This is a genomic window from Occallatibacter sp. (genome assembly GCF_035317045.1).
Lineage (GTDB): Bacteria > Acidobacteriota > Terriglobia > Terriglobales > Acidobacteriaceae > Telmatobacter.
Map to the genome: position 1 here is coordinate 46,604 of NZ_DATHHT010000024.1, position 13,313 is coordinate 59,916.

Here is a 13,313-nt window from a genome sequence, read left to right on the forward strand (position 1 = left end):
CAACAAAGAAGGCCAGTTGCATCGCTGCGACTGGCCTTCGCTTTTTGATTCGGCTAGTTGAAATACGGCGCCTTCAAAACGTGAACCGCGATCCAAACTGGAACTGACGCGGGCTATTCACGGTATTCGTAATCAGGCCGAACTGCGCAGCCTGCGACGGATCAGACTGCACGGCAGTAATGCTCGGTGTTCCCGGCATTCCCAGTTGCGCCCTGTTGGCAATGTTGTACGAAGAAATCTCAAACCGGATATCCTTCTCATTCCCAAAGGTAAAGTGCTTGTAGAGGGAAATGTCGAAGTCCTTCGCTCCCATGGTGCGTACATGGTCGAGGTACGCAGGTGCGTTGCCCGCGACAAATGGGCTCGACGGTATCGCAAAGCAGTTGAAATTGAACCATGTCGTGGCGGTGTGCGGCGCGCCGCTAGCAGGATTGCAGGTGAGATCGGGCCGTTGATTGAAGTAAGCGATCGGCGCTCCCACAACCGGTGTAGCAACGGGAATGCCCGTGCTCAAATAAGCGATCAGGTTTCCAGTCCATCCACCGAGAATCGAGTCGCCAACGCCGTTCAGATTCACAGCGCGGCCTTTGCCCACCGGGAGATCATAGGAAACCGTTCCGGTGAATTGATACTTCACATCCTGCGGACTGATGGAGTGCTCGAGGTTGATGTTCCGCGCATCCTGTGGGCCGCCGAGATGCGTTCCCACAAACCCGAGCGGCGGATTGCCGTCGTCCGTCATCAGCTTCGCCCATGTGAATGTAGCCAGGGCCGTGAAGTGATGCGTTAGCCGCTTCTGCACCTTCGTCTGCAGTGAGCTGTAGTCGGAATCGCCTCCAGGGTAGCCGTGGATGATCACGCCGTTGCCCGAACCGTAATTGCCGTTGCCGAACTGCGGATACGGCTGAACTGAGACCCAGAGCGGAACCGTGGCCGCACCAGAGTTCGCATTCGTCGGCGGCTGAATATTCGCCCAGTTATTGGCCACCATCTCGCAATTAGGATCCGACGTATCCACGCAGAGCGAGGAGTTGTACTTTGCGATCGTAGCCAGGTCCAGCTCATTCAAATCGAGTGTTCCCAGCGGTAGAAACAGGCCGCGGCTCCCCACGTATCCGACGCTCAGTACCACCTGTTGCGGCAACTCGTACTCCACTCCAAAGTTGAAGTTGTACGTGGTTGGCGTGCGCTGCGTGCGCAGCATCGCGTTCACCGAGGTTCCGAGATTGTTCGCCAGCCCTTTTGGATTTGCGATCAGGGGAACAACCCCGCCGGGAAATGGATTGCTCAACGAAAAATCTCCCGTAAAGCCGGGCGCCGGGCTTCCCGCGGCCGCTCCGTTGCAGGCCGATGAGCCGTTCAACACCGTGTTGCCATCGGCATTGAGGCAGGTTGCATTCCACGTCGTCTGCGATGAAAAACCGTCGCTGTCCAAGCCTGTTCCGCCCACCATGTGCGAGCTCGGCCCATAGTAGAAACCGCCGCCCGCGCGAACAACCAGCAACTTGGCCGGTTGCCATGCAATCCCGAGCCGCGGCCCGAAATCCTTCATGTTCGTCGTAAACGGAGAGCGACTGCCGCTCGTCACGTATTCCTCCGCGCCGGTGTAGTTAACCCCACCCGCCGTATTCGTCGCCGTCGGATTAAAGTACTCCAGCCGGTTGTGACGCTCCGTCTTGCCGCCAAAAATGTCCCAGCGCAGGCCGGCAGTGATAGTGAGCACTGTGCTCGGACGAAACGTATCTTCGACGAACGCTGCGTAGTAGGGGCTGGCTTCGGCCGCAAACAGGTCCTTCGTAAAATTGGGGTAGTTATTCGACTCCGTGCCGGGAGGCGTACCCATCCCGGTAAGGAACGAAGCGAAATCGCTTCCACCGTTCGCCGACGCGACCGATTGGTCCGTAGCCGAAATGTCGAAGGCATACGATCCCGAGGCCGCCGGTGGCTGACCCACATTGAGGAAGCGCTTCATGTATTCGAAGCCGGCCGAAACCTCGTGCTTGTTCAGAACCTTGGTCACCGTCACGCTTGGGTCGTTATTCTCGCTGGCGTATTGAAAGGTGTTGTAGTTGGCTGTACCGCCGATTCCGCTGTTGTTATCGGTGAAGATCACAAACGGCAGCAGCTTGAAGACCTCTTCTGCGGCCAGTGACGACGGAAACCCGAGCGACGTGATATCGAAGCCATTCTGCCGGGGATCTCCGCCCTGATTCTCGTAGTGGCGCGTAAAGGAGTAGCGCAACTGCAAAAACATAGTTGGGCTGAGTGTCAGGTCATCGGCCAGCAGAAAATTGCGCCCATTCGTCACGTTCTGCGCGTAATTCAAATCCCACATGTTGTGAAACGCATTGTAGGTCGAGGTAAACAGACGATCGAACGAGAAACGACCGAACACTCGCTGCTTCTCGCTCGCGACCCAATCCATGCGAATATCGAATCTCTGCGCGGTTGTTGGATCAAGCCCGGGAGCGAAGTAGTTCAGCGAAACATCGTCCGAACTCGCGTCGCATGTTGTCGGATTGGGGTAATTGCACTTGGGAAAATTCGAAAGAAACTTTAGGGCGATCGGGTTGGGATTGGTGATCGTGTTGTTCGCGAAGGCCTGGCGCGTTCCGTCCGGATTATCCGGCTTGGTCGGGTCGTAGATCGTGAATCCATCCGCCGAGAAGTCGCCCGTGCGCTCCGCCGTTGTAGGCACAACAAAGAAGTTGGAACCGTCAAATTGCTGCTGCTGTGTCGCTTCGTAGTCGCCAAAGATGAAAAGCTTGTCGTGCAGAATGGGCCCGCCGAATGCGCCGCCTTCCTGGTAGCGGTGAAAGGCAGGAGAGCTGTTGGAGCTGCCGTTCGCAAGCTGGCTCTGCTTGTTGAAATACTCATTCGCCGCCAGCACGTTGGGCCGGAAAACTCCGAACGCATCACCGTGAAACTGATTCGTTCCCGACTTCGTCACAAGGCTGATCACGCCCGCTCCGCCGCTCTGGTAGCTCGCCGGAGTGTTCTGCGTCTCCACTCGCGTCTCTTCCACGCCGTCTTCGGGAATATCCAGCGCCGGGATGATCGCCGCGACGTTGTTCTCTGCAATGCCCAGCGGGCTTCCGTCGACCATGTAGTAGACCGAGCCCACGATCGCGCCATTGATGGTGTAAGAAGATACATCCACACCCGGCCGTCCGCTCGAGATGTTTTCGATCGCAAACGAGCTTGAAGAATTAGGAGCGCCGTTTGCCGGCGTCACGCCCGCGCTCAGTTGGATAAGATCGAAGACGTTGCGCGTCAGCAGCGGAACCCTATCGATGGTATCGGCCGTCAGCAGCTGTCCAACCGTCGAATTGCTCGCCTCCACCAGCGCCGTGGCTCCGTTGACCGTCACGACCTCGCTAACGCTCCCGACCTTCATCGTCAGGTTGATCGTCGACACCTGGTCAACCGAAACCGCAACGTTTTTTTCCACCAGCGTATCGAACCCCTTGGCGCTCGCCGTCACTTGGTAGCTTCCGGGAGCGAGCGACACAAACGAGTACAAGCCTGCCGCGGTGGATACAGTGGAAAGCTTCAGCCCGGTTGCCTGGCTTTGCGCTACGACCTGCGTCCCCGGAATGATCGCGCCCGTGGAATCAGTGACAAGTCCGCTGATGGACCCTCTCCCTGCCTGGGCCCAGGCTGCCGAAGCCATTCCAACCAATAGGCAGATGAGGAAAATAGACCGCGCATATGCGGCTCGCGCACATTGCTTATCCATAGCTACCCCCGGGGTCAAACGCCTTATTCAAACGTTTGAATCTCTTGACAGCAGAATGTAGAATCGTTTCAGCAACCATGTCAAGCAGAAAGTGAATTGCCTGCTTGTCCGCTGCCGCCGGCTTCAATTAACGAAAACCGGTCCGCTGGTTTCTGTGGCAAAATGGCGCTAAACTCCAGGGCGTCAATCCCGCGCGAAAGGAGGCGAAATGGTGCAACGCAAGTCCGGCCACGTAACACTCCTCGATATCGCGCAGGCCTGCGGATACTCCGTCTCTACTGTCTCCATCGTGCTCAGCGAAGCGCCGCTGTCGCAGAACGTCGCCGCCTCCACCCGTGATCGGATCCGCAAAATGGCGCAGCAACTCGGTTATCACCCCGATGCGTATGCCCGGTCATTGCGCAGGCGCCGCAGCCAGACAATCGCTGTGCTTGCCTACGATCTCTCCGATCCGTTTTGCATCCCGATCGTTCATGGAATTCAGGAAGGCCTGCAACCGGCCGACTACCTGCCGCTGCTGGTCGATGCACAGACGCAGCGCAAGCTCTTCGATAACTATTTGAAGATGATCCTCGAGCGCAGAGCTGAGGGCGTCATCGTCATCGCAAGCTGGATCTTCCAGGAAACAAATCTGCTCGAAGACATCGAAAAAAACCGAGTGCCCATTGTGATCGTCGGCCGCGACCTGACCAACAAAAAGGTCAGTTCCCTGCTTGTCGACAACGACGCCGGCGGAGCGCTAGCCTTGCGCCATCTCATCGAACTCGGTCATCGCCGCATCGCCATCATCCGCGGCCCCGAGGAACTCTTCGACACGGAACCGCGCTGGGCCGGAGTGCAGCGCGCCGCGGCCGAGGCCGGCATCCAGATCGATCGCAAGTTGGTCTTTCAATTGCCAAATCTGATGGGTTCCACATCGGGGTTTGAGGGAGGGCTAAGTTTTTCGAAGGAGATGCTGACATCCAGACGCCCGTTCACTGCGGTTCTTGCCTTCGACGACCTTACCGCCCTCGGAGTCGTGCGAGGATTGACAAGCGCCGGTCTGAAAGTCCCAGACGATTGTTCCGTGGTTGGATTCGACGACGTTCTGCCTGCAGCCGTTTCCACCCCGGGCATCACAACCATTCGTCAGCCGTTAAAAGAAATGGGCCTGCTCGCCTCGGAGTGGACGTTGCGCGCGATCAACTCCCGCGACCAAAACGCCGAGCGGCCAGTAAAGCTGTTCAGGGCCCCGCCCGAACTCGTGGTGCGCATGTCCACTTCCCGGCACATTCCGGAATCGCGCCGCGCAAGCCTCGCAAAATCGCGCTTGACAATCTAGCGTTCACGCGCGATATTCCTTGATTCAAACGATTGAATCCATCCGATCGACCGCAGAAACCTCGAACAGGATCGCGCTTCAGCAAAAGAAACACCAGGTGCCCATGAACCCGAAAGCGATTATCCTCCCTCTTGCCTTCCTCGCTGCAGCGGCCACGATGACCGCGGAAAACATAACGCCGCTTCGCGATAACTGGCAATTGCTGTCGGCGTGCAAGGCCACAGACTCCGGGGAAACGATCTCGACCGCGATGTTCAAAGCCGACGGCTGGCTGAAGACGTCGGTTCCGAGCACCGTACTCGCCGCGCAGGTCAAAGCGGGCGTCTTACCCGACCCCTACTTCGGCGACAATCTTCGAAAGATTCCCGGCACCAGCTACCCCATCGGCCACAACTTTGCGAATCTGCCCATGCCGTCCGACAGTCCCTATGCCTGCGGCTGGTGGTACCGCGAAGAGTTCACGGCACCGGCGCTGTCCACAAAAGATCATCGCCTCTGGCTGCACTTCGGGGGCATCAACTACCGCGGCGAAGTCTTTGTGAACGGCCAAAGGATCGCAGATTCCGCCTCCGTGGCTGGAGCCTATCGCACCTACGACTTCGACATCACCGACGTTGCCCTTCCCGGCAAACTAAATGTGGTTGCCGTCAAAACCTCTGCGCCCACAGAAAAAGATCTGGGCATCAACTGGGTCGACTGGAATCCCTGCCCGCCCGATAAGGACATGGGCCTTTGGGGCGCTGTAGATATGGTCGAAACCGGCCCCGTCACAGTGCGTTCGCCTCTGGTCGTCACCCACTTCCCGGATGGTACATTGACCCGCGCCGATCTCACCGTCTACACAGAATTGCACAACGCCACCGGCAGCCCAATTAAAGGAATTGTCTCGGGAACCGCTCTCGGCGTGAAATTCGAGAAGCCCGTCGGACTGGCCGCACACGAAGATCAGACGATCGCCTTCAGCCCCGAACAGTTCCCTGCCTTGCGCATTCAAAACCCAAAGCCGTGGTGGCCGCGCCAGATGGGCGAGCCGCATCTCGAACACCTCACCGTCAGCTTCCTCACTGAAGGGCGCATCTCCGACGAACAAAGCGTGAATTTCGGCATTCGCGAAATCACATCCGAACTGACCTCCAACGGAAGCCGCCTGTTCCGCGTGAACGGCAAACCGATTCTCATCCGCGGTGCAGGTTGGTCGCAGGACATGCTTCTCCGCACCGACGATAACCGCCTGCGCAACCAGTTCGATCTCGTCCAGGACATGAACCTCAACACCATCCGCCTCGAGGGCAAGCTCGAAACCGACGAGTTTTTCCGTCTCGCCGATGAACGCGGCATCCTCGTGATGCTTGGCTGGTGCTGTTGCGATCACTGGGAACACTGGAAGGAATGGACGCCGCAGGATCTTACGATTGCCACGGCTTCCCTGCGTTCACAGATGCTCCGCCTGCGCCACCACGCAAGTCTGCTGGTATGGCTCAACGGCAGCGACAATCCTCCGCCTGCCAATGTGGAGAAAGCGTATCTGCAGGTCGAATCGGAGACGCACTGGCCGAATCCGATCCTCTCCTCCGCAACTCAGGCGCCGACAACTGTCACCGGCGAAAGCGGCGTGAAGATGACCGGACCGTATGACTATGTCGCGCCCAGTTACTGGTACACCGGCCTTAAATTCGGCGGCGCTATCGGATACAACACGGAAACTAGCCCCGGCCCTGCTATTTCCAGTCTCGCAAGCCGCAAGCTCTTTCTACCCGATCCCGAAGCATGGCCGCCATCGGACACTTGGAGTCTGCATTTCGGTGGTGGCGAATTTAAAAACCTGAAAGTCTTCGACTCCGCTATGGAAGCCGTTTACGCCAAGCCCAACTCCGCAGCCGACTACGAGCGCATCGCCCAGACCATGGAGTACGATTCCGAGCGCGCGATGTTCGAGGCCTATAGCAGAAACAAGTACACCTCCACCGGCGTCATCCAGTGGATGCTGAATAATGCATGGCCCTCGATGATCTGGCATCTCTACGACTACTACCTCGACACCGGCGGCGGCTACTTCGGCACCAAGAAAGCCTGCGAACCACTGCACATCCAATACTCGTATGACGACCGCGCCATCGACGTGGTCAACAGCACCTATGCGGATGCGACGAAACTTCGCGCCACCGTGCACCTATATGGTCTTGCCTGGAACGAACTCTACACCGCACAATCAGCCGTTGATTCCAACGCCGACAGTTCGCAGCGCGTGTTCACGATTCCAGAGAAGCTCTACTCCGGCACGGAAAGAATCTTCTTGATCGATCTGTCGCTCGCAGACTCCAGCGGCCGCGTCGTTAGCCATAACTTCTACTGGGTCCCCGGAACGCTCACCACGTTCGATTGGGAAGACACCGATTACACCCACACGCCCGCAGCGCGCCACGAAGACCTCACAGCGCTCACCCACCTCCCTCCGGCCCAGGTCGACGCACACGCTGAAATCGAAAACACCGCGCACGGCCGCGAATTGCACGTCCATCTTTCCAACCGCTCCAACGCCCTTGCATTTCAACTTCGCGCCGCGGTCCGCACGTCTTCCGGTGGACTCATCGCCCCCGTATTCTGGTCAGACAACTGGATCGAACTCACTCCCGGCGAGAGCACAGTTCTTACCACAAAATTGCCTGAAGGCGACAACTCTGTACCCACCGTCAAGATCGATGGCTGGAACGTCGCACCCATTTCGCTCACGCCCACAACCGCTGTCGCAGCACGCTAAGGACCGGAATGGCGGCCTCCTCCGGTGCACAATCCGAAACGATCGGACTCAGGCGCACTCTGCGCTTCCGCGATCTGATTCTCTACGGAGTCATCCTGATCCAGCCGACCGCGCCCATGCCCGTCTTCGGCGTGCTCTATCAGGAGTCGCATGGTCACGTGGTCGCCGTAATTATGCTGGCGATGGTGGCCATGCTGTTCACATCCGTCAGCTATGGCCGCATGGCGCGTGTTTATCCGCATGGCGGCTCTGCGTTCCTCTATGTCGGCAAGGAGATTCACCCTAGCCTCGGATACATCACCGGATGGTGCCTCGTCCTCGATTACGTCATCAACCCGCTCATCTGCGTGATTTGGTGCAGTCGCGCAGCGATGAACTTCGCTCCTGAGATTCCCTACGTCGTCTGGGCAATCTTCTTTGCCCTGTTGTTCACGCTTCTCAACTGCAATGGCGTCGAAACTTCCGCACGCATCAACGCCGGTATGGCTGCGGCGCTCGGTGTCGTCATCGTTCTCGTGCTGGTCGCTTCGGTTCGTTGGATCATCCACCTCTCGCATCCCACCGCCGGCCTCTTTCTCGACCCGCTTTACAATCGCGCCAGCTTCAACTCCGGCGCGATTCTCCACGGCACATCCATCGCGGTGCTCACTTACATCGGCTTCGACGGAATTTCAACCCTCACTGATGAAGCCAAAGACCCTGCGCGCAGCGTTCCCCGCGCCATTGTGCTCACCTGCCTGATCACCGGAATTTTGGCCAGCGTTGAGGTCTACTTCGCACAGCTCGTATGGCCCCGTGGAGCGGCATTTCCCGACATAACCACCGCCTATGTCCACGTCTCTGGCCGTATGGGCGGCCCGATCCTGCTGGCCATCGTGAACGCCGCGCTGCTTTTGGCCAACATGGGCTCCGGCATGGCATCGCAACTCGGCGCAGCCCGGCTGCTCTACGCGATGGGCCAGGACGGTGCAATTCCCCGTCGCTTCTTCGGCGCGGTCAGCTTGAAGAATCGCATCCCAAGGAATAACGTTCTTCTAATTGGACTCGTCTGCCTCATCGGAGCACTCATCCTGAACTTCGACCTCGGCGCGGAATTGTTGAATTACGGCGCGCTCCTTGCTTTCATCGGTGTCAACCTCGCCTCCCTTCTTCGCGGATGGCGCCACGGCCGATGGTCGCAGACAATGCCCATGTTGATTTCGCTCGCCGGCATGGCTACTTGCGCCGTGCTGTGGTGGAACCTCAGTCCGAAAGCCAAGGTCGTCGGCACCTGCTGGGCCATCGCCGGCATTCTGCTCTGGCTCGCTCGCCGCCGCTTCACCGTGCTTCCGGGAGAAGCCGCATGAGCGGGCGCGATACCTCCGAGAACGACAGAAACGAGCGCCGCTTCGACGTCACTCTCGTTGGTGATATGAACCTCGATCTTCTTCTTTACGGACTCCCCGAAGATCTACCCTGCGAGCGTGAATTGCTCGCGAACGAAATGGCGATCCGCGTCGGCGGCTCCGGAGCGATCACTGCGCACAACCTCGCTACGCTGGGCAGCAAGGTCGGATTCATCACCACCGTTCCCGAAGATGAATTTGGGCGCCTCTGCCGGAAAGAACTCGACCATGCCGCAGTCGACATGTCCCGCTGCGTGCCCCTCAAGGATGGACGAACCGGCGTAACCGTGCACCTGCAGCACAAGGAACTGCGCCACATGTTCACCTATGCGGGAGCTACCTTCCAACTCACCTTCGACCTTCTGGACGTCGGCTATCTCTCCAATTCGCGCCACTTCCACATGTCTTCGTATTACCTTCAGCGAGCACTCACACCGTGCATCCCCGAGCTTTTTCGACAGCTCAAGGCTGCGAGCCTCACCATCTCACTCGATCCCAATGACGACCCGGCCCAGAGTTGGGATCGCAGCATCCTCGAATCCCTGCCGTTTGTCGACGTGCTCATGCCCAACGAGCGCGAGGCATGCCTGATTGCCGGCGAGACAATCCTCGATCAGGCAATTGCGGCGCTCCGTCAAAGGGTGCCCTTGCTCATCATCAAGCGGGGAGCCAAAGGTGCTTCCGCCTACACAGTCCACAATGAGTGGCATGCGGCCGCACAATCCGTATCGATCGCAGACGCCGTCGGAGCGGGCGACAGCTTTAACGCAGGTTTTTTGCACGCATGGCTCCGCGGATGGGAGATGGATCGCGCGCTGACCTTTGGAAATCTTGCTGGCGCAATATCGACTTCCATGCGCGGCGGCGCCGCCGCATTTCGCGATCCAGCGTCTCTTCAAGCCCTCAGAAATGCCGGCGGAGTCGACATCTAGCGCTCCATGGCCTGATCCGCTTCAGACTGAAATCTGGATTCGCCCAGTCCACGCAAAAACGCATATTATGATTGCCCCATGCCGGTTCGCCACGCGTTTCTTCCCCCGCTCGTTGCTGTGTGTCTGTTTCCATGTTGCGTCTTACCAAGCCACGCACAGTTAGCCACATCAAATCCCACGCTCGACAGGTTCCGCCCCCAATTCGAATCAGTCTTGAAGCAGCATGGCGTTGTCGGCGGGGGATTCGCGCTGGTGCACGGCCAGGAACAAGCACAAACCATCGCGTTTGGCGAAGCTCGCGCAGATTCCCACCAGCGAATTGACGGCGCAACGGCATACAACTGGGCATCTATCACCAAGACCTTCACCGCCATCGCAATCCTGCAACTCCGCGATCGCGGCAAGCTCTCTCTAGATGATCCGGCAGTTCGTTACGTGCCCGAATTGCGCCAGGTACACGATCCGTTCGGCAGCGTCGACGCCATCACGATCCGCCAATTGCTCACGCACAGTGCAGGCTTTCGCAATCCGACATGGCCATGGGATTGCGACGACTCCTCCAACTGCGACTGGCAGCCCTTCGAGCCAACTCGGTGGTCGCAGGTCGCTGCGATGCTTCCCTACACCCATGTTGCCTTCGCGCCCGGCTCACGCTGGAGCTACTCGAATCTCGGCTACGTCTTCCTGGGCCAGATCATTGAGCGCCTCAGCGGTGACGATTTCGAAGTCTACATCGACAAGAACATCCTCAAGCCTCTCGGCATGACCAACAGCTACTTCGACGTTGCTCCATATTTCCTTGAAGACCGCGTCTCGGCCAGCTATCTGCTCGCCGGTGCGAAGCTCACCCCGCAGCCTTTCAACTTCGATACCGGCATCACTACATCCAACAGCGGGCTGAAGGCGCCCATCACCGACATGGCGAAGTATCTCCGCTTCCTCGTCGGAGATCCCGGCAATCCGCTCTACGAAATTGTGCTGAAACGCGGTTCACTTGAAGAGGCATGGACCGGAGTACTGCCCGCGATCGAACCCGGACAGGCCGCAACCGCATACACCGCGGGCCCGCACGGCAGCCAGCCAAAAATGGGACTTGGTTTCTTTGTTGTCGAAGTCAGCGGACACCGCTACATCTATCACGATGGCGACCAGGGCGGCTTTTCATCGGAGTTGCTGATCGACCCGGCCGATCACTGCGCGAGCATTCTCGCCGTCAACACCACGGACACAGGTGCGCCTCCACCAACGCCCGAGCTGCACCCGCAATCCAACACCGAGCCGGATGCCAAAACCGACCTGCGCCAGACCTTGCGCGCCATCCTGATCGAACAGATCTTCCAAACGAAGGACTAGGCGCGCCTAATCTAGGCCCTTCCCGATATCCATCGAAGGCGAGATAGGATTCCGCTCGTCGATATACTCGTCAATGCACTTTTGCAGAATGCCCTTGGCCTCGAGGATAAACTCAACTGCGTCGCGCCCCGCGCCGTATCCGCCCGCGTTCGGCGTCACATAATGTGCCTTCGCCTTCACCTGCTGCCGCGCGTTGGCCACGGCAACCGCAAAGCCGCATTCGCGCATCACCGGTAGGTCGATTACATCATCCCCGACGTAGGCAATCTCTTCCAGCGTCGCACCCTCTTTCGCCATGATCTCGCGAACCGCCTGCATTTTGAAAGCCTGCCCCATGTAGACGAATTCAAGCTTAAGATCGCGCGCGCGCGTCGCCACGGTCTCGCTCACGCGCTTGGTAATCACACCGCATTTCATGCCGCCCAGCCGTGCCAGCGAAATCGCCGTACCATCATGCGCGCTATAGCCCTTTGCCTCCATCATCGTCGCCGAGTGAACTCCGAAACCAACCTGCCCCTCGTGCTTCGAAAGATGGGACTGCGTATCTGCACTGCTCGAAGCCGGGTTCGGAGCAGGTACCAGCCAGATTGTGCCATCGGTCAACACGCCGTCCACGTCAAAAAGAATGATCTTGATGCGGCGGGCGCGATCTTGCGCGGTCAATGTCATGATTCAATTCTAATGTGGGCTGCTGCAAAGGGTCGAAGGCTACACGCATCAACCAATGCCATCTGAGAAAATGCTGGAATGGATGGCAACGCTCCCCCGAAGCCGACTTCCCCGGCCTCACAACTCGACCCCGAGGATTTCTACTTCGACGGCCCCTACATCGTCTTTACCGCCGCGTACCTGCTGAAGCGCGGAACATGCTGCGGATCGGGCTGCCGCCATTGCCCCTATCGCGGCACGGAAAAGGATAGAAATCCACCTGCTTGACTGCACTCATATCTCGTCCTGGACAAACCCCTTTTCGCCAGCATCGGAGGTTTCTTCCTCCGTGGATTCCGAATCGCGATACCCAGCCACTTCTTCTTTCACTTCGGTCGAAAGCCCGCCCTCGGCCTGTTCTTGGCTCGCAGCAGTCTCAGCGCCGATTGATTGGTCTTCCTCATGTTTCAACCCAGGCTGCTCCAGGATGAACAGCACCATCCGCGCAAAATCTTCCGGCTCCAACGGATATCCGGTTCCTTGAGCCCCCTCCCGTGCGATCTCCCAGCGATGATGCAAACCGGTCTTCACCAGCCCCGGCTGAATACAAGAAACCAGAACTTCGCCGTCATCCAATTCCGCCGCCAACGCATCTGAGAGCGCCTCAATCGCCCTCTGCGTAGCCGCATAGGGAGTCGGCCGGACGCTGCTGCCAAGCACGCTCGACACATTCACCAGGTGTCCCGATCCTTCGGAAACAAAGTGCTTCACAAACACATAAGCAACCCGGAACGAGCCTTCGACATTCACGCGCACCATGCAGCTGAGCCGTTCGATATCCACTGTTTCAATGATTCCCGCCTCGAAAAGCGCCCCGTTGTTGAAGCAGATATCGCAACGACCGAATCGGTCCAGCGCAGCGTATAGTAACGTCTCCGGCAGGGATTCGTCGCTCAGATTGCCCTCGATCACCGTGCAGGGGCCTTTGAGTTGCGCAGCCAGGGCACTCAACTTTTCCATCGAAGGCGCCGTCAGGACAAGCGAGTAGCCCGACCGGGAAAGAGTACGCGCAACCGCCGCGCCCACGCCTCCCGTAGCTCCCGTGATCACCGCAACCCGCCCTTGTGTGCCGCCTTCCATTACGCCCCTCCGCTCCAGAATACGCGGAATGGCCATC

General features: G+C 58.5%; 9 protein-coding genes. 6 read left to right on the plus strand and 3 right to left on the minus strand.

Annotated elements, in window-relative coordinates:
* Positions 1–73: 73 nt before the first annotated feature.
* Positions 74–3,739 (minus strand): outer membrane beta-barrel protein, encoded by a 3,666-nt coding sequence (locus VK574_RS11085; protein WP_472799915.1) that lies wholly within the window; start codon positions 3,737–3,739, stop codon positions 74–76.
* 208 nt (positions 3,740–3,947) lie between these two features.
* Here VK574_RS11085 and VK574_RS11090 point away from each other — a divergent pair, with 208 nt between their 5' ends.
* The 5 genes from VK574_RS11090 (at position 3,948) to VK574_RS11110 (ending at position 11,488) form a co-directional block, all read left to right on the plus strand.
* Positions 3,948–5,060, plus strand: a complete 1,113-nt coding sequence (locus VK574_RS11090; RefSeq protein ID WP_472799916.1) for a LacI family DNA-binding transcriptional regulator — start codon at positions 3,948–3,950, stop codon at positions 5,058–5,060.
* Positions 5,061–5,163: 103 nt separating this feature from the next.
* Positions 5,164–7,818 carry a glycoside hydrolase family 2 protein gene (locus VK574_RS11095; protein WP_472799917.1) on the plus strand — a complete coding sequence of 885 codons (2,655 nt, stop codon included), beginning with the start codon at positions 5,164–5,166 and terminating at the stop codon, positions 7,816–7,818.
* An 8-nt stretch (positions 7,819–7,826) separates the two neighbouring features.
* Positions 7,827–9,164, plus strand: a complete 1,338-nt coding sequence (locus VK574_RS11100) for an APC family permease (protein ID WP_472799918.1) — start codon at positions 7,827–7,829, stop codon at positions 9,162–9,164.
* Positions 9,161–10,135, plus strand: a complete 975-nt coding sequence (locus tag VK574_RS11105; protein ID WP_472799919.1) for a carbohydrate kinase family protein — start codon at positions 9,161–9,163, stop codon at positions 10,133–10,135. Before VK574_RS11100 ends, VK574_RS11105 begins: the two co-directional genes overlap by 4 nt.
* A 213-nt stretch (positions 10,136–10,348) precedes the next feature.
* Complete coding sequence (locus tag VK574_RS11110; protein ID WP_472799920.1) at positions 10,349–11,488, plus strand: serine hydrolase domain-containing protein; 1,140 nt, start codon at positions 10,349–10,351, stop codon at positions 11,486–11,488.
* Between the two features lie 6 nt (positions 11,489–11,494).
* Here the strand turns inward: VK574_RS11110 and VK574_RS11115 are convergent, their stop codons facing one another.
* Positions 11,495–12,157 carry a KdsC family phosphatase gene (locus VK574_RS11115; protein ID WP_472799921.1) on the minus strand — a complete coding sequence of 221 codons (663 nt, stop codon included), beginning with the start codon at positions 12,155–12,157 and terminating at the stop codon, positions 11,495–11,497.
* Positions 12,158–12,235: 78 nt separating this feature from the next.
* Between VK574_RS11115 and VK574_RS11120 the strand changes: the two genes are divergently transcribed.
* The gene (locus tag VK574_RS11120; RefSeq protein WP_472799922.1) at positions 12,236–12,424 is read left to right on the plus strand and encodes a DUF5522 domain-containing protein; all 189 of its coding nucleotides are present in this window, start codon (positions 12,236–12,238) and stop codon (positions 12,422–12,424) included.
* Positions 12,425–12,430: 6 nt separating this feature from the next.
* Here VK574_RS11120 and VK574_RS11125 read toward each other — a convergent pair whose 3' ends face one another.
* Positions 12,431–13,312: an SDR family oxidoreductase gene (locus VK574_RS11125; protein WP_472799923.1), complete on the minus strand. Its 882-nt coding sequence runs from the start codon at positions 13,310–13,312 to the stop codon at positions 12,431–12,433.
* Position 13,313: the final 1 nt, after the last annotated feature.